We start from the raw sequence: 18,852 nt of genomic DNA, 5'->3' as shown, positions 1-18,852 counted from the left end.
CAGTACTTTTTAATTCCATACTCTGATGGATACAACGGCGTATTCGATGAAACGGCAATGGAGCCTGTTTTCTCATGTGAGGGATATTTTGAATCCCCATATGTGAAGCAGGCTTTTTATGTTTTAAGGATACAAATGGAAGGGGAGTGACCTGATGAACGATATCCAAAAGTTAGTGTTGATCGGCAACGGAATGGCGGGAATACGCACTCTCGAACATTTGCTGAAGCTTGCACCAGGTAGCTATGAAATTACGGTATTCGGGGCAGAGCCCCATCCAAACTATAACCGGATTATGCTGTCCTCCGTTCTGGCGGGAGGGGCTGGTTTGCAGGATATTGTCATCAACGACTGGAGTTGGTATGAAGACAACAATATTCGATTGTATACCGATGATCCTGTCACAGCTATCGATACGGAAAAGCAGCAGGTGACGTCGCGCTCCGGCGTATGCATCTCTTATGATTTGTTGTTGTTGGCAACAGGTTCTAAAGCCTTTATTCTGCCGCTTCCAGGAGCCGACAAGGAAGGTGTTATCGGTTTTCGGGATATTCGTGACTGTGAAACGATGATGGAGACCGCAAAGACGCACAAAAAAGCAGCCGTCATCGGCGGCGGATTGCTTGGGCTGGAGGCAGCTAGGGGGCTGCTTAACTTGGGGATGGACGTCACGGTTATTCATATTAACGGATATATTATGGATCGGCAGCTGGATGAGGCTGCTTCCCTTATGCTACGGCGCGAGCTGGAGGAGCAGGGAATGACTTTTCTGGTCAATAAGCGGACGGCGGCTATTACGGGGCGTCGCCGCGTGGAAGGGTTGAAATTTGCCGATGGCAGCGAGCTGGAAGCAGATCTGATCGTTATGGCGGTAGGCATCAAACCAGACATTGAACTGGCGCTGTCGGCGGGAATCCCTGTAAACCGCGGCATCATCGTAAATGATTACATGGAAACGAATATCCCCGGAATCTACGCCGTTGGAGAATGCGCAGAACACCGGGGAATCACTTACGGGCTGGTTGCTCCATTATATGAGCAAGGTGGTGTACTGGCTCAGCGGCTCGCGGGAATGGAGATTCCCGGCTACAGTGGTTCTGTTACCTCGACAAGGTTGAAGGTATCGGGTGTCGACGTGTTTTCAGCAGGGGATTACAAGGATGAACCGGGAACACGTTCCCTGCGGTATCAGGATGATATTGGCGGCGTCTACAAAAAAATCGTGATCAAGGAAGAAAAACTGATCGGAGCTGTTCTGTTTGGGGATACGTCTGACGGAGCCATGCTGTTTTCTTTGATCAAAAGTGGCGAGTCGGTGGTCGGCCGAGAGAAAGAGTTATTACTAGGCTTCAATCCCGGTCAACCTGAAGCTAGTGGCGCCATGATGCTAGAGCAGATGCCTGATGACGAAATTGTATGCGGATGTAATGGTGTATCCAAGGGTGACATTGGAGAGGCGGTTGCGGCTGGCTGCCGGAGTGTCGGGGAGGTTAAGGCATGCACAAAGGCATCGGCATCATGTGGCGGCTGCAAGCCATTAGTGGAGGGACTCTTACAGCTATACGCAGGCGCAGAAGCCGGAGAAACGATGAAAGAGGGAATTTGTAGTTGTACGACGCTTGACCGGGAAGCGATCATTGATAGCATTCGGGAGATGGGATTGAAGAGCGTCAAAGAAGTGATGAATGTGCTGGGCTGGAACGAGACAGAAGGATGTACCAAATGCCGGCCGGCCCTCAATTATTATCTAGGTATGCTATGGCCGCTGGATTATGAGGATGAGAAGGAATCCAGATTCACGAATGAACGGTACCATGCCAATATACAGAAAGATGGCACCTATTCTGTCGTGCCCCGCATTTATGGAGGAGTTACTTCACCTGCCGACCTGAAGAAAATTGCTGCTGTCGCAGAGAAATACAATGTGCCTCTGGTGAAATTTACGGGTGGCCAACGTCTTGACCTGCTTGGTGTGAAGAAGGAGGATTTGCCGGGGATCTGGGCCGAGTTGGATATGCCTTCTGGATATGCCTATGGAAAGACGCTGCGAACGGTTAAGACGTGCGTAGGTAACACCTTTTGTCGCTTTGGCACTCAGGATGCTATGGGTATGGGCATCCGGTTGGAAAAGGCATTTGAACGTCTGAATGCGCCATCCAAAGTCAAACTGGCTGTATCTGGTTGCCCGCGTAACTGCGCTGAAGCGACGATCAAGGATTTGGGCGTCGTTGCTATTGACGGTGGCTGGGGGATCTACGTTGGAGGTAACGGCGGTATTAAGGTTCGGGCAGCTGAACTGCTTTGTACCGTTAAAACTGAGGATGAAGTGATGGAATGGACCGGTGCCTATCTGCAGTATTATCGCGAGCAGGCCAATTGGAACGAACGCACAGCCCATTGGGTGGAACGGGTCGGAGTTGAATCCATCAAACACGCACTCGCGAATGCAGAGACGAGGAAGCAACTGGTGACCAGAATTGAGGAGACGTTAAGCACGACGACTGATCCGTGGCACGAAATTATTCACAACGAAGAGCTGCGCAAAAATTTTGTGCAACTGCCGGAACTTAAGCCAGTAATGGAATAGGGGGCTGACAAAATGGAGACTAATACGACAACCAACAGAATCAGAATAGCTGATCTGAACGAAATTGACCGACGTGGAGCAAGGGCAGTTCGCATTCATAATACAGAGATAGCTGTATTCCGTCTGAGCGATGGCAGCGTGCATGCGCTTGAGAATCGTTGTCCGCACAAAGGGGGGCGGTTATCCGAAGGAATGATATGTGGCTCATCGGTCCATTGTCCGCTCCATGACTGGAAAGTCGACCTTTCCACTGGCCGGGTGCAAGAGCCGGATACTGGATGTGTGACTGCTTACCCCACGGAGATTGACAGTGAGAGCGGGGAGGTTTATATCGTAATCTAAGAGTTCTATGCGTATTGTGCTGGAGGTTCTGCTTTTTTTTCTTCTATATAATAGAAGGATCAAGGTGAAAGGCTTTGTTGAAGAAGTAGGCATCATTTTGATTGAAAAATAGGTTATTGACTAAATCTTAGTCAATAACCTATTTTCTTTTCACAGGATAACTGGATTTATCTCGAGACAAACAAAAAAGCCTTGAGTATCAAGGCTTTTGACGAATAGGACGGATGGGGATCGAACCCATGACCCTTACCCTGTCAAGATAATGCTCTCCCGCTGAGCTACCGTCCTGCGGTTACTAGATAATATCATGTATTAACCATATATGTAAAGTGGAAAAATAGAAGTCAGCCTGTACTTCATGAGCATTTATATATATAATTCGAATTTAGTGAGTTTGCAATCTGGAATTAATGATAGGGGGAACAGATGATGGCCGCAGAAATTATAAGTGTAACAACAGAGGAGCAGCTACAGGAGGCAATATCGATCCGTACCAAAGTGTTTGTCGAAGAGCAAAAAGTTCCTCTCGATTTAGAAGTTGATCATTATGACAAGCTGGGAGATACGGCCCATCATTTGCTAATTTGTGAACATGGTGAAATGGTGGCCACTGGTCGGTTGACATACTATGAGGAAGATACAGCTAAAATGCAACGTATTGCCGTTCTCAAGGAGCATCGTGCCGCAGGCTATGGACGTGTATTACTGCTAGCACTGGAGGAACGTGCACGTGAATTGGGGCTAAGATACTCGCTGCTAGATGCCCAATGTCAAGCCGAGAAGTTTTACGAAAAGCTCGGTTATGAGACGATCTCTGATGAACCTTTTGACGATGCGGGAATACCGCATGTACGTATGCGCAAAAAGTTGTAGTCGACAGCGTAAGGTGCATACAAATCTGTACAATGTGCATGCTAGTAAAAGTTCCTCCACTATACTATGGATAAGGAGCGATACAGCATGGCTAATACAGAACGGGAGCAAATTACAGCAGTACGTAAAAACGGGGATGGCGACCTTACGTCTTTTCAGACATCTACCGGTCGGATTTTAGATTATAGCCAAGCATTGAACGAGATTGAGGCAGGCTCAATTGCAGGCGTTAACGTGTTCAAGGCCAAGGATGGAAGCAAACGAATTCGGGGAGATGCCGATGGAGATCCTTCTAACAACCTGGATCAACTGCCATTGTTCTGACCTTAATTCGCAACATTAGAATGCAAGTTCATCATTATATTCAAGAACAGCAAGCCGCCTGGCTATCCTTTGTAGGAAAGCTAGGCGGCTTTTGTTAATTGTTCAAGCTGTATTTAGTATGCTACTCTGCACGTTCCAACTCTGTAAGTTGATATACTCGTTGCTGCTCCAGAAAGGACATGACCCCTGCCTTCTCCCTGAACTGTTCCATATCATCACTATAGTGCATTAGATGAATCCGTTCTTGAAGAGATGGCGCCAAGCTTAGCAGCTCGTCCAATGTCGTATGGACTTCTCCAGCGCCTTGTAATTGAACCTCATGGAGAATACTCCGACATCCTCGTTCATGCACCAGATGATGAAGCAAATCAGGGTCAAAAACCATATCTGCACTATAAAAAAGGCGGTCATTAATGAATATGGAATAACTGTTTTTACCAGGAATATGCCTTGTAGGGATTAGCTCCACCTGAATACCGGATACTAATGTAGTGGGTGCACCAGGCGTTATTACGTTTACCTCGAATACATCTTCAAGCTTGTCAATCATACCCTGCTGTGACATTCCGCCCTTGAGTGTATGCTCCCATAAAGGGTAGATTAGTGGTTCGGCGATATAAAGTAGAGGCTTGCGACGATGAAGAATGTTCATTTGAAAACCGAATTCCTCCAAACCTCCGACATGATCTGCGTGAATATGTGTGATTAAAATTGCGTCAATATCAGGCAGAGGGACGCCCATTTGGTGTAATGCTAAAGAAGCGGTTGTACCGCAATCGATCAGCAGTTTGCCTTCTCCGCTGTCCAGCAGCGCGTTGTTGTTGTAATAATGCTTGGCAAAGGCACTGCCTGTGCCAAGCATTTGTATCGTTAGGCTCATTATGGATTTATCCTCCAGACTTTGTGTACTAGGACTTCTACAGTCGTATTTTATCACCTATGCTACCGGAACTAAAGATTTGGCTCCTTATGTAAAAACTTTGGACAATTTGTGAAACACAGCGCAACTTGTGCGGCTGAGCTAGGTATAAATGTACGACAGAAGGTTTTAAACAGATGACGATGGAGGGATTAGTAGTTATGAAATGGAGAAGAGTGATGGCCCTGATGATGGCCTTTTCAATAATGGGAGGGACCGCCATTTCGGCGGAATCCGCCAAGGACCAAGTGCAGTTGATTATTAATGGAGAAGTGTCAAAAGATGGTGCAGTTGTCATTGATGGGAAAACCTATGTGCCCATCCGTGATTTTAATGGACTTGTCAATTTTGATCCATCCGGTGGAAAAGTTGTTTTCGACCAGCCGAACGTGCATATGTTCCTGTTCAAGGGAGATACTGTGTTTGGTAACGTGAATAAAGGCAATAAAGTGAAATTTAATGTATTTAGTCAAATTGATACCTTGAAAACAGATATCTCCGGAGTGAAGGTAGCGATCACCGACCCTTCGGGCAACGTGAAGGATATTCAGTCTCAAGATATCAAAGGAGCGCAAAAGGATAACTTCTGGTTCCGTACGAACGACTTTACGTATGATTTCAAAACAGCAGGGAATTACCGGGTTGGTTTCTATATTAAAGAGAGCAAAGACGGCAGCTATACCTTGGTGTCCGAAAAAGTCATTACAGCGATAAATTAGGCATACCACAAATTGACCTGCACCCTTGATCATGTTACGATACGGGGGAAAATAAAACAATTTGAAGGTAGGTATTTCCATGAGTGATCACAAACATGAACACGGTGAAGCCTGCAACCACGATCATGACCACGAACATGAAGAAATGGTTCTTACGCTAACTGATGAAAATGGTAAAGATGTAGAAATGGTGCTGGTAGAGACCTTTGACGTAGAGGATCACATTTATGCTCTTCTGCTTGAGCGAGGCAATCCCGAAGCGGATGGCATTATTCTTCGTATGGAAGAAGAAAACGAAGAAATGGTGCTTTACAATATTGAGGACGAAGATGAGTGGAAACGTGTAGAAGCTGCATATAGCGAGCTTGTTGCGCAATACGAATAGAATTGGATGTAGCAGCTGTATAGCTCTTTAAGAAAAAAAGCCCCCGAATGGGGGCTTTTTTTCTTGACTATCAACATGTTTTTTAAGCATGTATTGACAGTTCAATATTATGAAATAGCGTCAGTTTCGACGATAACCTTCACCTGATGTACTGTTCGGTCCTCAGGTCCTTTAACAGGCAGGCCTACTTCTACATGATCAACAATATAATCAATATTGTCCTGCGAAATAACTTCTCCTGGCAGTAAGATTGGAATACCAGGTGGATACACATAGATGAATTCTGCAATAATGCGACCTGCAGATTCCTTGAAAGGCACGATTTCCGTATCTCCATAAAAAGCGTCTCTTGGAATGAGGGAGAGCTGAGGGATATCCGGTATCTTTACAACTAGCTCATGCTCCTGACCTGTGGAATAGTGCAGAGAAGCCAGCTCACGCAGAGCTTTCAACAAAATTTCAATTTCCTCTTTGGTATCACCGGGGGTCACCAAACAGAGAATATTGTACATATCGCTAAGCTCAACCTCGATATTGTAGTGATCTCTCAGCCAATTTTCCACATCGTATCCGGTAAGGCCCAAATGGCGGATATGAACCGTAATTTTGGTTGGATCATAATCATAGGTAGCTTCCGTGCCAAGAATTTCGCTGCCAAAGCAATATAGCCCTTCAATCTTGTTGACCTCTGAACGACAATATTCAGCCAATTCCAGAGCACGTTGTGCTATTTCATGACCGTTAAGGGCTAGATTACGTCGGGATGTGTCCAACGAAGCCAGCAGAATATACGAAGTCGACGTTGTTGTCAGCATACTGAAAATCGTTTGTACACGCTGTGGGTTAACGTATCCGTTTTTCGTATTTACATTCAGAATTGAGCTTTGAGTCAAGGAACCACCCAGCTTGTGAACGCTTGTAGCTGACATGTCTGCTCCCGCCTCCATGGCGGACATCGGTAGATCAGAGTGAAAATGAATCAGTACTCCATGAGCCTCATCGACCAGGACCGGCACATTATAGCTGTGAGCGAGATCTACAATTTCCTTCAAATCGGCGCACACACCGTAATATGTCGGGTTGATAACAAGGACGCCCTTGGCGTCAGGGTGACGTTCCAATGCCCGGCGTACGGACTTGGTTGTAACCCCGTGGTGAATACCGAGATTCTCATCACTGACTGGAGAAATAAATACTGGTTTTGCACCAGCAAAGATAATGGCAGACATTATAGATTTGTGTACGTTTCTGGGTACAATAATTTTATCACCTGGCAAGCAAATGGACATAATCATGGTGATGATGGCTCCGCTTGTCCCCTGTACACTGTAATACGTATAATCAGCTCCGAAGGCCTCTGCTGCAAGCTTTTGAGCTTCTTCGATGACGCCTGATGGCTGATGCAGATCGTCCAATGGAGCGATGTTGATCATATCTATGGAAAAGGCATTATCCCCCATAAATTCGCGAAATTCCGAATCTGCTCCCACTCCCTTTTTATGACCTGGGATGTGAAATTGAACCGGGTTGCTCTGAGCATGCTTTTTCAAAGCAGTAAAAAGCGGGGTGTTGCTTTGATTCATTAGTGTTGTCACAACCTTTCGTGCAGGATTTCGACAATCCTGTGCAAGTGATAATAGAACAAAATTGAGTATAGCAGTTTGAAGTAGGAATGCAAGCGATTGAGGGCGCATTTATTTGCGAAAGAGTGGAGTAGGCTGAGAACCCGGTCTATACAGCCAAAAAACGAAGGTGGAGGATGTGGATTAGATGAGGCAAAATGGACGAAAAAAAGCTCCAAAGCGGCTGTGGACTCCTTTTTTTAGCAAATTGTGGGTATTGGTATTTCTGGTCGAATTTATGAAAGGATCTCTTCTGGTATCCATCCTGCCGGTATATATGGGAGAAACGCTTGGTTTGTCGGCCGGGATTATTGGTTTGGCCTTTTCGCTTCAGTATTTTGGAGACAATGCGTTTCGGGCACCGGCGGGTTGGATGGCTGAACGGCTCGGCTACCGTGGAACGATGTCGACCGCACTGTTGTTTACGCTTGTAGCGATTATTATGCTGAGCGTATTGACAGAGCCCGTGTGGCTCGTCGTTGCGTGTCTGCTGCTCGGTCTGGGTACTTCTCCGCTCTGGCCTTGTGTTATGACCGGAACGACCGAAATGTCCGGGCCTAATAACAGCAATGGCGCGGCGATGGGCACACTGGAAATTGCGTCTATGGGTGGAACGGGATTGGGTCCGCTCATTATGAACTTTGCCATATCCCACTATGGGCATTCTTACGGCATGGTGTTCATGATTTTGATAGGATGCAGTATTGTATTGTTGTTGGTTGCTCTTATGCTGCCAGGACCGAAAAGGTCTCCTGATAAAGGTGACCTCGAACAGAGCGCTCTAGTGTCGTCTGATGGGTACACAAAGCAGAAACAGCAAATTCTGAAAGGAATCCAGGAGACGATCGGTGTGCTCAAAACAAAGCTTAACGTCAATCCGTTAATTTACCCGGCGCTATTTTTGCAGTCTTTTGTTATCGGTTTGATCAGCCCCGTACTGACGCTGTACGCTCGGACGGACCTCGGGATTTCACCAAACCTGTACAGCGTGCTTCTGATTGCAGGCGGTGGGGTGACTGTGCTGGCACTGATCCCTTGTGGCAAGTTGGTCGACAGACTTGGAACGGAGTATTTTCTACATGTTGGCTTTTTGCTAGCCGGAATTACGCTGTTTTTCTTCTCAATCGTTCGATCTATTCCGCTGGTGTTTGTATCCGTGGCGCTTATTGGTTTGGGATATGCGCTCATTTTGCCTGCATGGAACACCTTTCTTGCCCGATTGATTCCGGAAAGCGAGCGAGCAACGGTGTGGGGCTTTTTTTTAACACTTCAAGGCTCCGGCATGGTTATAGGCCCGCTCGTTTCAGGAGTGCTATGGGACCGTGTCGGACACACCGCTCCATTTATCATCAGTGGGGTCGTGATGCTGCTCATGTTTGGCTGCCACCTGGCTCTGGCGCGCAATCCACGCAGGAAGAATGTGGAGGCCTGAACAGCGCCTTGAAAAGCGGCGAGGGCTACTCTTTCGAGAAAGACATTCGGTACAGCGGCAGCAAATGCTCAAAGGTAGAACGCACTGCCTGTAATAATGCAGCCCCGTCGCTGGCAAGTGGATCTTCTCGGTCAATACGGATTCCACACATGACCTCCGCTTTTTTTACCTGTTGCAGCTTATGGATGATCGTTTGAAAATCTTCATTATCCATATGTTGTTGTTCTGTGCCTTCCGGAGCCATATGATCCATGGACCAGTAAAAATGATCAGGCAGGTTAGAGCGCACATCGCTCAGATTGGCTTCGAGTGCCTGGGCAAATGTAGCTTTGTTAGGACTTTCATAAATAATTGCAAAAATAACGAATAGGTGGGAAGCGAACATACCTACCTCAAAATGCGGCAGCGCCTTGTACCCGCGCTTATTTGCCGCCCAGGCTACCCAAGTATCTTTGGGGGGATTGACTTTGCGTCGTGCATGCTTGGCGACGTGAACGTGCATAGGCTCTCCACATAAGTCCGTCAGAAATGGGGCTAATTCCTCGCCAATTGCCTCCAGCTTGGGCCGAACCTGCTGAATCAGCACTTCCATACGAGGCTCCAATCCCGGTATTTCAAAAACATCGAAGTCCTTTGCAGTAAATCCACTAAATGTCATTCCTTTTCCTCCTGTAACTGGGTTAAGCCATAACGTGTGGCGTAATATGTCCAATTATAGCATAATGCCGCCGGGCTTGGCCGACTTTAGACTAGGTTTGAAACAAGCATATAAGGCAAAAGTAGGATTGTTCGCTGTTACTCATAAAAATAGGTCAAATAACCAAGTACCCTTACATAAAATGAAGTATAAAATAGAGCAAGGGAAGATCAAGCGGGAAAGCCGCAGGCTTGCTGTAGCCGGACTTCTTGAATCGGACTTGAAAAAGGAGGGAATGCCGTGAACAAGGGCTGTGAGGTAGAATATTGCAATCTAGAGCTCCGGTTTAGCCGTCGGCATATCCATAATCTGATCAAGGATTTGATATCGGAAGGGTATTCGCTGTACTGGAGCGAGGATGAGTCGTACCTGGTTTTGTCGGTGAGAACCGGGCGTAAGCTGGTGAAGCTCCGTTTTCAACAGCTGCGCACAGGACACTACAAGTTGGCTGGAGATTATGTAATCCGCGATGCCAAGCTGGCTGAGTGGTTGGAGAAGCTGATTGGAAGCACCCGAGGTCATGCCATTGTCAAAAGAGTCAAGGATCATCATATTTTGGTAGAAAATATTTTGTTTGGTGAGGTCATTCGTCTGGTCGAGGTTACAGGCTTTAAGCAGCGTGTCATTTATCAGAAGGGACCGGTGCTGTCCGCACAGGAAATGGAGGATATGTACGCTTCCAATGAAGGAGAAACCCGACTGCTGCTGCTTAAAATGGAAGTGGACGATGAATTGGAGAAGCTGTTCATAGCGATGACAGACGGAGATAAGGCTAAAATCGGGAATTGCCATGAACGCCTGCAAACGCTATCCCACCAACTGCTGATGATGGAAGCGTAGTACATCTGAACACCTCATGTAAATGGGGTGTTTTGATCTGTGAATAGACAGGGGTTCACTTCTTACATCAAAAACGTTAAAATAGAAGTGCACGTGTTCCGATTCACATAAAGTGTAATGCGGTAAAGCGGCGATATAGAAGACAAAATATGTTGCAAAGGATGAGGAACCAGATGGCAAAACAGCAAATTGGTGTGATCGGCCTGGCGGTAATGGGTAAGAATTTAGCCCTTAACATTGAGAGCAGAGGCTTCACCGTCTCGGTTTTTAACCGCTCTCCAGAAAAAACGCACGATCTTATCAAAGAAGCAGAAGGTAAAAAACTGACGGGTACTTTCTCTATTGAAGAATTTGTGAACTCATTGGAATCCCCCCGTAAAATCCTGATCATGGTTCAAGCTGGTAAAGCAACAGATGCCACGATTGAACAGCTTGTGCCTCATCTGGACAAGGGCGACATTATTATAGACGGAGGCAATGCCTACTTCCCTGATACACAGCGCCGTAGCAAGGAGCTGGAGGAAAAAGGACTTCGCTTTATTGGTACAGGCGTATCCGGTGGTGAAGAAGGTGCCTTGAATGGTCCTGCTATCATGCCGGGTGGACAGGAAAGTGCCTATAAACTGGTAGAGCCGATTCTAACGGCAATCTCTGCTAAAGTGGAAGGCGACCCTTGCTGTACATATATCGGTCCTGACGGTGCTGGTCACTATGTAAAAATGGTGCATAACGGTATCGAGTACGGCGACATGCAATTGATCGGTGAAGCGTATCACTTGTTGAAATCAGTCCTGAATGTGAATGCGGAAGAGCTTCATGAAATCTTCACGGAATGGAATAAAGGGGAACTGGACAGCTACCTGATTGAAATTACAGCTGACATTTTTTCCCAGTATGATGCTGAAACAGGCAAGCCAATGGTAGACGTTATCTTGGATGCTGCTGGTCAAAAAGGTACAGGTAAATGGACAAGCCAAAGCGCGCTGGATCTGGGTGTGCCATTGTCCATGATTACCGAATCCGTATTCTCCCGCTTCTTGTCTGCTATGAAAGACGAGCGCATTGCGGCAAGTAAAGTGCTGAGCGGTCCTAATGCTGAGTCCTTCAGCGGCGACAAAAAAGAATTTATCGAAAGTGTACGTAAAGCACTGTTTGCAAGTAAAATCGTGTCCTATGCTCAAGGTTTCGCTCAAATGCGTGCAGCTTCCGATGAATATGATTGGGATTTGAAATACGGAAAAATCGCTATGATCTTCCGCGGCGGTTGCATTATCCGCTCGCAATTCCTGCAAAACATCAAGGATGCATATGACCGCGATCCTGCCTTGAAAAACCTGTTGCTGGATTCTTACTTCAAAAATGTAGTTGAAACGTATCAAGATGCATGGCGTCAAGTGATTTCCGTGGCTGTATCCCAAGGTATTCCAGTGCCTGGCTTCTCCAGCGCGCTTGCATACTATGACAGCTACCGCACTGAGCGTTTGCCAGCAAATCTGCTGCAAGCACAACGTGACTACTTCGGTGCCCATACGTTCAAACGTGTGGACAAAGAAGGCGTATTCCATCATCAATGGTTCTAATGAACGGACGGATATGCATGAATAGCATTATGTAATACAACGGAAGCTTTTTCGCCCTATGGGTAGAAGAAGCTTCCGTTTTTTAATTTATAATTATGGACACGATTATGATGGCAGTAGAGGATTGTGTAATCTTTTGAGGCTATGGTATGATAGGGACAAAATATTTTAATGCATTACCGCGTCTAAGCTTTGAGTCAAAACAAAAAAGACGGGAAGTTCCCGTCTCTTTTGTTAAGTAGGTTTTCTATTGCTCCTGTGACCATTGCAGCATGCCGCCAGTCATGTTAGTACAGCCTTCATAACCTAGCTGCTGTAGATATTCGCAGGCTCGTTCACTGCGGTAACCGCTCCGGCAAATAAAGATAATTTCACCGGTGCGTTCAATTTCTTCAAGACGACCCGGAAGCTGTCCGAGCGGAATGTGCTTGGCACCTTCAATCATGCCTTCCGCTACTTCTTCCGCTTCGCGGACGTCGATTAATTGCAATTGCTCTCCTGCTTGCAGACGTGCGCGCAACTCAGAAGGTTCAATCAGGGCGATTTGCGTCATGGCCGGACCTCTTTTCTGATATATATTGGGTGCTACGTATGTTTTTGACGTGTGCAAAATGTCACACACACTCTATGTATGATAGCTAAGCTATCTCTAGGCTGTCAATCGACTTAATCCTAAAGGCAGATAAAGATTAATTAACCGACGGAATTCAACTTGAGGGACTTAGATTAATATTTCTTATTTTTTGGGTGGAGAAATGAATGCTACAACTTGTATAATTAACGTAAAATAGGATGGTTTGAACCGAAAAGGAGCATGTACATTATGGATGTTATCGTTAGACCTACCCCTTCCTTGCAAGGAGAGATTGGGGCCCTGTCCTCCAAAAACTACACTACTCGTTATCTGCTCACTGCGGCACTTGCTGAAGGACAAAGTACCATTTATTATCCAGCTCATAGTGAAGATAGTGATGCTATGCGCCGTTGTATCGCCGATCTGGGTGCAGTACTGGAAGAGGATGATGAAAAAATAGTGATTACAGGTTTTGGTAGCCATCCTCAAGCTGTGAAGGAATTGAATGTGGGAAACGCAGGAGCGGTGCTCCGTTTTTTGATGGGTATTGCATCTCTATGTCCGGATGTTACATTTGTTAATACATATCCCGACTCATTGGGCAAGAGACCACATGATGATTTAATCGATGCACTGGGGCAACTGGGCGTGAAAGTAGATCATCGTGAAGGTAAGTTGCCAATTCGTATTCAGGGTGGTCAGGCGAAGGGCGGTAAAATTCAGGTGTCCGGCTCGGTTAGCTCACAATATTTGAGCGCCCTGTTATTCCTTACGCCTTTACTGGAGGAAGACAGTGAAATCGAAGTGCTGCATGATTTGAAATCTAAGGTGGTCATTGGGCAGACTCTGGAGGTATTGCAAGAGGCTGGTATTATCATTCATGCAAGCGATGATTACATGTCTTTCCGTGTCCCGGGGCGGCAATCCTACCAGCCACGTACGTATACGGTACAGGGAGACTATCCAGGGAGTGCAGCGGTGCTGGCGGCGGCTGCAGTAACGAATTCCGATGTTACCATCCATCGTCTTAAAGAGCAGAGCAAACAGGGAGAACGCGCTATCGTAGATGTGCTGCGTATGATGGAAGTGCCACTGACACATGAGAACGATACCGTCGTTGTGAAGGGCAATGGCCGATTGAAAGCTGTTGAGTTTGACGGTGATGCTGCAACAGACGCTGTGCTTGCAATGGTGGCTGCGGCTGTATTTGCTGAAGGCACGTCCCGTTTTTATAACGTGGAGAATTTACGGTATAAGGAATGTGACCGCATTACCGATTATTTGAATGAGCTGACCAAGGCTGGTGCTCGGGTAGAAGAACGTCAAGCAGAAATTATCGTACATGGCAGACCGGAGGGTGTCGAAGGTGGCGTGGAAATTAACGCGCACTTTGATCACCGTGTTATTATGGCCTTGACGATTGTAGGTTTGCGCGCACAGAAGCCGCTAGTAATCAAGGATGCACATCATGTCGCCAAATCGTATCCGCAGTATTTTGACCATCTAATGACGCTTGGTGCTTCTGTAGAATGGGTAAAATAAAAACAAACGAAGATGCGAATAGGAGGGAACAGAATGGCTTTTGAAAATCCGTCGAGAGAAGAGATTAAAAGCATTTTGGAACAAGTAGGCAATATTGCGGTTGTTGGTTTGTCTGATAAATCAGACCGTACTTCATACATGGTTTCTTATGCCATGCAGAAGCGGGGATACCGGATTATTCCGGTTAACCCTGCGGTGGCAGGGCAAACGATTCTTGGGGAGACTTGTTATGCCAGTCTTGCTGAAGTACCTGAGCCTGTGGAGCTGGTCAATGTATTCCGCCGCAGTGAATACTGTGCAGAGGTTGCGCGTGAAGCAGCTGCTATTGGAGCTAAGATTTTGTGGCTTCAACAGGGAATTATAAGCCAGGAAGCCGCTGACATTGCGCAGGAGCATGGAATGACAGTTATTATGGATCGTTGCATTAAGGTGGAGGACTCAGTGACCCAAGCTGTACGTAAAGGATAAACATGGATCAGTGATCTGTGCTATACGCAGATGAATAAAAACCTTCTTCCCTTGCTTCACAGGGTTGAAGGTTTTTGGTGCGAAACGAGGAATATGGTACAGTATATTATACTTTCAGGAATCCATATAATGTATGTATGTCTTGATAATGAAATTGCTCTAAACGGATTCATAGTGTTATCTGTTGTGATGATAAATTTTTTGACCTGTAGTAGCGTAAATAAATATTTTGGCAGATGGAATCATTGCTTTGACAAAAGTATTTATTCGGCTTACCATCAGGGATAGAAAGGAGAGGAATGCCATGAATTGGCTCGGATCCTTACAACAGCTCGGTCGTGCTGTCATGCTCCCGACGATGGTGCTACCAGCCGCTGCAATATTGCTAAGTCTCGGCAGCCTTCCTTGGTCCACATGGGGATTCCCTATGGTGTCTGATATGGCAAATGCGGCTGGACACGGGATTTTTTATTTTTTGCCATATTTATTTGCGGTTGGTGTTGCCCTGGGTATGTCGAATCAGGCAGGTCAGGCGGGACTGGCAGCATTGGCTGGTATGGCTATATACGATCAGGTCACATTGAGATTTGGAAACGGACTCATTCAACCGGCGACGCTCATTGGTATCATTTTGGGGGTCATTTCAGGGGTGGCCTATAATCGCTTCAAAAGCATCAAATTGCCCGAGGTGTTTCAATTTTTTGGAGGTACCCGATTTGTTCTGCTGCTTATTGGCCTCTTCTCGGCTGTGTTTGCAGGACTCATGCTAATTATTGCCCCACTCATACAGAGAGGGCTGCAATTTATAGTAGGTCTGGAATCAAGCTTGGGCGGCTTTGGACTGTTTATCTACGGTATTCTATACCGGTTGCTGGCGGCCTTTGGTCTGCACCATCTGCTTAATAATATTTTTTGGTTTCAACTGGGTACATATAAAACGCCGTCTGGCAACGTTGTGCAGGGCGATTTACCCCGGTTTTTTGCTGGCGATCCGACAGCGGGCTATTTCATGTCCGGGTTGTTCCCCATTATGATGTTTGCCATCCCTGCCATTGCGCTAGCGATCATTCAGGAAGCGCGTGAAGATTTGAAGCCAAAGGTGCAAAAAACATTTTTGACAGCTGCGCTTGTTTGCTTTTTTACTGGAGTGTCGGAACAGATTGAGTTTGCATTTTTGTTTGCTGCTCCTTATTTGTTCCTCGTTCATGCAGTTATGTCTGGGCTGGCCATGTGGCTTACCTTTGAGCTGGATATTCATCACGGATTTTCCTATTCGGCGGGTTTTATAGATTATGTCCTTAATTTTCATCTCTCACATAACGCCTGGTTGTTAATTCCAGTGGGGGTGGCGTACGGGCTTGTGTATTATGTACTGTTTCGATGGGCTATCCGGCGGTTCCGTATTCCAACTCCTGGGCGCGAGGAAGGTTCGGTTCTGGAGGATTGGGCCGGCAATATTCCTTATAGTGCTCCGCTTATTTTGGAAGCACTTGGCGGGAAGGAAAATATTGTGCAGGTAGAGGCCTGCATCACACGTTTGCGGCTGACCGTCCACAATGACAGGCTGATTGATACCGGAGCGATGAAGGCTTTGGGATCGGCCGGGCTTATCAATCTGGGTGGGGGTAATTTGCAGGTTGTATTCGGAACGTATTCAGAACTGATTCGTGAGGAAATCGCGAAGCTGATGGAGCGTGATCTCCCTCAAATTTTGTTCAACGCTCCTGTACATGGAAAAATGCTACCGATTCATGAAGTGCCTGACAAAATTTTTGCGACGAAGCTGGTTGGGGACGGTGTTGCTTTTGTTCCTGAACGCGGTGAACTTGTTTCTCCGGTGTATGGTACTGTGATGCACTTGTATCCGACTATGCACGCTTTAGGCATCTCCACACGAGAGGGACTTGAAGTTCTACTTCACATCGGGATTGATACTTCACAGCTAAAAGGGAATTTTACTGCTATGGTAGAAGCAGGCGATACGGTGGAACCGGGGCAATTGCTGATCAAATTTGATTTGCAGGCGCTGCGAGAGCAAGCTCCATCGCTGGTGACTCCTATGGTCATCACGAATCCGGATCGCGTCAAGTCGTGGAGCTTTGCTCCGTTTAAAACAGTGAAAAAAGGTCAGGCCTCGGTAATGTCCGTTGTGCTGCATGACAGGAATGTTGGAGGGGTAGAAACATGATAGAAGGCATCGGCGCCGCAGCAGGTGTGGCAATCGGGAAGGCATTTGTCCTGCCGAGCTGGGAGTGGGATTTACCTGATCAAAAAATGGATGCGGTAGATCTTGCAAAGGAATTTGAACGTTTGTATGAAGGGATACGCACATCCAAAAGTGAAATCCAGTTTATTAAGGATGAGTTTCGAGAGATGGTGGGGCCAGAAGAATCCAGCATCTTTGATGCTCATCTTGCGATATTGGAAGATCCGGAATTCATGAATGAAATTCGTGGAATTATTGAGCGTCAGTACAAGGCGGCCGAGGTGGCCGTGAAGGAAGCCATTGATCATTTTGTGACAATGTTTGATTTACTGGACGATGAATATATGAAGGAGCGGGCAATCGATATCAAAGATGTGGGGAACCGGCTGCTCAAGCATCTGCTGGGTGCACCGGAGGTGACTCTTCCCAAGGACACACAGCCCTATATTCTGGTAGCCAAGGAGCTCTCACCTTCCCAATCGGCACACTTGAATCCTAGCTATGTTTTAGGGATTGTAACTATGAATGGTGGTAAAACTTCGCATTCTGCGATCATGGCCCGTGCACTTGGTATTCCACTTGTTTCAGGACTAGAGAGCAATCTGAATTTGCCCGTTCAAACGGGAGACATGATGGTTGTGGACGGAGACCTGGGCAAAGTTTATGTGAATCCGGAAAAAACGGTAACTGATCATTATAAAATTTTGCGCGACGAGCAGCGACGCAGAAAAGAGCAGCTTCAGGTACTTGCTTCTGTAGATGCCGTGACCAAGGATGGAACCACCCTGAGGCTGGCGGCCAATATTAGTTCGATTAAAGAGCTGGAGGCAGCTTTGAAGCATGGCGCTCAAGGTGTAGGACTGTTCCGCACGGAATTTTTATACATGGATCGCAAATCTGCTCCAGATGAAGAGGAACAGTATGAAGTATATCGGCTGATAGCGGAAAAGGCAGGAAACCACTCCGTAGTCATCCGTACATTGGATATCGGTGGAGATAAGCCGTTGGACTATCTTCAACTACCAGAGGAAGAAAATCCTTTTCTAGGTTACCGTGCTATACGGATCAGTCTGGATTGGAAGGAATTGTTTAAAACCCAGTTGACTGCAATTTTGCGAGCCAGTGCAATGGGAAATATCAAGGTAATGTATCCGATGATTTCATCCGTGGAGGAGGTCCGCCAGGCAGATGCTCTTTTGAAGGAGGCTATGGCGGATTTGGATGCAAGAGGGCTTGCCTATAATCCGAACATTCAGCGAGGAATTATGATTGAGGTACCGGCTGCGGCGATGATCGCTGATCTATTGGCAGCTGAAACAGATTTTTTTAGTATCGGAACGAATGATCTGGTTCAGTATGTGCTGGCTGTAGACCGTATGAATGAGCAGATTGCACATATGTACCATCCATACCATCCAGCTGTACTTCGAATGCTGCGCATGACTGCACAAGCGGCACATCAAGCAGGAATTGATGTGAGTGTATGTGGTGAGATGGCTGGAGATGAACGGTCCGTTCCTCTTTGGCTGGAACTGGGGATACATCAACTCAGCATGTCTCCCCAATCTTTATTGCGGGTCAAACATCGTGTGCTGAATACGACTGCATCTGAGGCAAAGACAGTCGCTCAGGTTTGCTTTGGCATGTCCACTGGTGCAGCGATCGAAGACAAGCTCACCGCAGCTAATGTCAGCTGCACTCCGGCCGGGCCTGGACGGCAGTAATATCTAATGTCCGTATAC

17 protein-coding genes and 1 tRNA gene are annotated in these 18,852 nt (G+C 46.7%); 13 read left to right on the top strand and 5 right to left on the bottom strand.

From position 1 onward, the window contains the following. Positions 1 to 154: 154 nt before the first annotated feature. Together nirB and nirD are read left to right on the top strand one after the other, a co-directional pair. Positions 155 to 2,587, top strand: coding sequence for a nitrite reductase large subunit NirB (gene nirB / locus MHB46_RS25100; protein ID WP_341163852.1), 2,433 nt, complete (start codon positions 155 to 157; stop codon positions 2,585 to 2,587). A 12-nt stretch (positions 2,588 to 2,599) separates the two neighbouring features. Beyond that, positions 2,600 to 2,929 (top strand): nitrite reductase small subunit NirD, encoded by a 330-nt coding sequence (gene nirD / locus MHB46_RS25095; protein ID WP_165177425.1) that lies wholly within the window; start codon positions 2,600 to 2,602, stop codon positions 2,927 to 2,929. A 216-nt stretch (positions 2,930 to 3,145) separates the two neighbouring features. Here the strand turns inward: nirD and MHB46_RS25090 are convergent. Continuing rightward, positions 3,146 to 3,217 (bottom strand) — tRNA-Val (locus MHB46_RS25090). A gap of 141 nt (positions 3,218 to 3,358) precedes the next feature. Between MHB46_RS25090 and MHB46_RS25085 the strand changes: the two genes are divergently transcribed. Next, entirely contained in the window at positions 3,359 to 3,802 is a 444-nt protein-coding gene (locus MHB46_RS25085; protein WP_069289898.1) for a GNAT family N-acetyltransferase, read from the top strand. Between the two features lie 87 nt (positions 3,803 to 3,889). After that, complete coding sequence (locus MHB46_RS25080; protein ID WP_013371899.1) at positions 3,890 to 4,126, top strand: DUF3892 domain-containing protein; 237 nt, start codon at positions 3,890 to 3,892, stop codon at positions 4,124 to 4,126. A gap of 121 nt (positions 4,127 to 4,247) precedes the next feature. On the opposite strand, the gene MHB46_RS25075 is transcribed toward MHB46_RS25080, so the two are convergent. After that, complete coding sequence (locus MHB46_RS25075; RefSeq protein WP_165177423.1) at positions 4,248 to 5,006, bottom strand: MBL fold metallo-hydrolase; 759 nt, start codon at positions 5,004 to 5,006, stop codon at positions 4,248 to 4,250. A 200-nt stretch (positions 5,007 to 5,206) separates the two neighbouring features. On the opposite strand from MHB46_RS25075, the gene MHB46_RS25070 reads away from it, so the two are divergent. Next, positions 5,207 to 5,764, top strand: a complete 558-nt coding sequence (locus tag MHB46_RS25070) for a hypothetical protein (protein ID WP_013310940.1) — start codon at positions 5,207 to 5,209, stop codon at positions 5,762 to 5,764. A 79-nt stretch (positions 5,765 to 5,843) separates the two neighbouring features. After that, positions 5,844 to 6,149, top strand: a complete 306-nt coding sequence (locus tag MHB46_RS25065) for a DUF1292 domain-containing protein (RefSeq protein WP_061828984.1) — start codon at positions 5,844 to 5,846, stop codon at positions 6,147 to 6,149. Between the two features lie 107 nt (positions 6,150 to 6,256). Here MHB46_RS25065 and MHB46_RS25060 read toward each other — a convergent pair whose 3' ends face one another. Next, the gene (locus tag MHB46_RS25060) at positions 6,257 to 7,732 is read right to left on the bottom strand and encodes an aminotransferase class I/II-fold pyridoxal phosphate-dependent enzyme (RefSeq protein WP_165177421.1); all 1,476 of its coding nucleotides are present in this window, start codon (positions 7,730 to 7,732) and stop codon (positions 6,257 to 6,259) included. 187 nt (positions 7,733 to 7,919) lie between these two features. On the opposite strand from MHB46_RS25060, the gene MHB46_RS25055 reads away from it, so the two are divergent. After that, the gene (locus tag MHB46_RS25055) at positions 7,920 to 9,203 is read left to right on the top strand and encodes an MFS transporter (RefSeq protein WP_165177419.1); all 1,284 of its coding nucleotides are present in this window, start codon (positions 7,920 to 7,922) and stop codon (positions 9,201 to 9,203) included. Between the two features lie 25 nt (positions 9,204 to 9,228). Here the strand turns inward: MHB46_RS25055 and MHB46_RS25050 are convergent, their stop codons facing one another. Next, positions 9,229 to 9,861 carry a YktB family protein gene (locus MHB46_RS25050; protein WP_025724011.1) on the bottom strand — a complete coding sequence of 211 codons (633 nt, stop codon included), beginning with the start codon at positions 9,859 to 9,861 and terminating at the stop codon, positions 9,229 to 9,231. Between the two features lie 279 nt (positions 9,862 to 10,140). Between MHB46_RS25050 and MHB46_RS25045 the strand changes: the two genes are divergently transcribed. Together MHB46_RS25045 and gndA are read left to right on the top strand one after the other, a co-directional pair. Next, positions 10,141 to 10,740, top strand: coding sequence for a hypothetical protein (locus tag MHB46_RS25045; RefSeq protein ID WP_165177417.1), 600 nt, complete (start codon positions 10,141 to 10,143; stop codon positions 10,738 to 10,740). Positions 10,741 to 10,913: 173 nt separating this feature from the next. Beyond that, positions 10,914 to 12,320, top strand: coding sequence for an NADP-dependent phosphogluconate dehydrogenase (gndA, locus tag MHB46_RS25040; protein WP_013310934.1), 1,407 nt, complete (start codon positions 10,914 to 10,916; stop codon positions 12,318 to 12,320). Positions 12,321 to 12,567: 247 nt separating this feature from the next. Here gndA and MHB46_RS25035 read toward each other — a convergent pair whose 3' ends face one another. Next, on the bottom strand, positions 12,568 to 12,873 hold the full coding sequence (locus MHB46_RS25035; protein ID WP_010345522.1) for a rhodanese-like domain-containing protein: 306 nt from the start codon (positions 12,871 to 12,873) through the stop codon (positions 12,568 to 12,570). A 270-nt stretch (positions 12,874 to 13,143) separates the two neighbouring features. Between MHB46_RS25035 and aroA the strand changes: the two genes are divergently transcribed. The 4 genes from aroA to ptsP all read left to right on the top strand — a co-directional run bounded on the left by aroA (position 13,144) and on the right by ptsP (position 18,834). Continuing rightward, positions 13,144 to 14,436, top strand: coding sequence for a 3-phosphoshikimate 1-carboxyvinyltransferase (gene aroA / locus MHB46_RS25030; RefSeq protein ID WP_341163851.1), 1,293 nt, complete (start codon positions 13,144 to 13,146; stop codon positions 14,434 to 14,436). A 33-nt stretch (positions 14,437 to 14,469) separates the two neighbouring features. Continuing rightward, positions 14,470 to 14,904 (top strand): CoA-binding protein, encoded by a 435-nt coding sequence (locus tag MHB46_RS25025; protein WP_341163850.1) that lies wholly within the window; start codon positions 14,470 to 14,472, stop codon positions 14,902 to 14,904. Positions 14,905 to 15,208: 304 nt separating this feature from the next. After that, on the top strand, positions 15,209 to 17,092 hold the full coding sequence (locus MHB46_RS25020; protein ID WP_061828992.1) for a glucose PTS transporter subunit IIA: 1,884 nt from the start codon (positions 15,209 to 15,211) through the stop codon (positions 17,090 to 17,092). After that, positions 17,089 to 18,834 (top strand): phosphoenolpyruvate--protein phosphotransferase, encoded by a 1,746-nt coding sequence (gene ptsP, locus MHB46_RS25015; RefSeq protein ID WP_254329784.1) that lies wholly within the window; start codon positions 17,089 to 17,091, stop codon positions 18,832 to 18,834. The genes MHB46_RS25020 and ptsP overlap by 4 nt, the downstream gene beginning before the upstream one ends. Positions 18,835 to 18,852: the final 18 nt, after the last annotated feature.

The sequence above is a fragment of the Paenibacillus sp. FSL H7-0703 genome, assembly GCF_038003485.1.
In the GTDB taxonomy this organism is placed as follows: domain Bacteria; phylum Bacillota; class Bacilli; order Paenibacillales; family Paenibacillaceae; genus Paenibacillus; species Paenibacillus polymyxa_B.
This window is presented reverse-complemented; position numbering and strand designations above follow the sequence as displayed.

What these genes read in the sequence shown, in the direction of transcription:
- nirB (WP_341163852.1), top strand. Translation starts at nt 155, where the DNA reads ATGAACGATATCCAAAAGTTAGTGTTGATCGGCAACGGAATGGCGGGA.
- nirD (WP_165177425.1), top strand. Translation starts at nt 2,600, where the DNA reads ATGGAGACTAATACGACAACCAACAGAATCAGAATAGCTGATCTGAAC.
- MHB46_RS25085 (WP_069289898.1), top strand. Translation starts at nt 3,359, where the DNA reads ATGGCCGCAGAAATTATAAGTGTAACAACAGAGGAGCAGCTACAGGAG.
- MHB46_RS25080 (WP_013371899.1), top strand. Translation starts at nt 3,890, where the DNA reads ATGGCTAATACAGAACGGGAGCAAATTACAGCAGTACGTAAAAACGGG.
- MHB46_RS25075 (WP_165177423.1), bottom strand. Translation starts at nt 5,006, where the DNA reads ATGAGCCTAACGATACAAATGCTTGGCACAGGCAGTGCCTTTGCCAAG.
- MHB46_RS25070 (WP_013310940.1), top strand. Translation starts at nt 5,207, where the DNA reads ATGAAATGGAGAAGAGTGATGGCCCTGATGATGGCCTTTTCAATAATG.
- MHB46_RS25065 (WP_061828984.1), top strand. Translation starts at nt 5,844, where the DNA reads ATGAGTGATCACAAACATGAACACGGTGAAGCCTGCAACCACGATCAT.
- MHB46_RS25060 (WP_165177421.1), bottom strand. Translation starts at nt 7,732, where the DNA reads ATGAATCAAAGCAACACCCCGCTTTTTACTGCTTTGAAAAAGCATGCT.
- MHB46_RS25055 (WP_165177419.1), top strand. Translation starts at nt 7,920, where the DNA reads ATGAGGCAAAATGGACGAAAAAAAGCTCCAAAGCGGCTGTGGACTCCT.
- MHB46_RS25050 (WP_025724011.1), bottom strand. Translation starts at nt 9,861, where the DNA reads ATGACATTTAGTGGATTTACTGCAAAGGACTTCGATGTTTTTGAAATA.
- gndA (WP_013310934.1), top strand. Translation starts at nt 10,914, where the DNA reads ATGGCAAAACAGCAAATTGGTGTGATCGGCCTGGCGGTAATGGGTAAG.
- MHB46_RS25035 (WP_010345522.1), bottom strand. Translation starts at nt 12,873, where the DNA reads ATGACGCAAATCGCCCTGATTGAACCTTCTGAGTTGCGCGCACGTCTG.
- aroA (WP_341163851.1), top strand. Translation starts at nt 13,144, where the DNA reads ATGGATGTTATCGTTAGACCTACCCCTTCCTTGCAAGGAGAGATTGGG.
- MHB46_RS25025 (WP_341163850.1), top strand. Translation starts at nt 14,470, where the DNA reads ATGGCTTTTGAAAATCCGTCGAGAGAAGAGATTAAAAGCATTTTGGAA.
- MHB46_RS25020 (WP_061828992.1), top strand. Translation starts at nt 15,209, where the DNA reads ATGAATTGGCTCGGATCCTTACAACAGCTCGGTCGTGCTGTCATGCTC.
- ptsP (WP_254329784.1), top strand. Translation starts at nt 17,089, where the DNA reads ATGATAGAAGGCATCGGCGCCGCAGCAGGTGTGGCAATCGGGAAGGCA.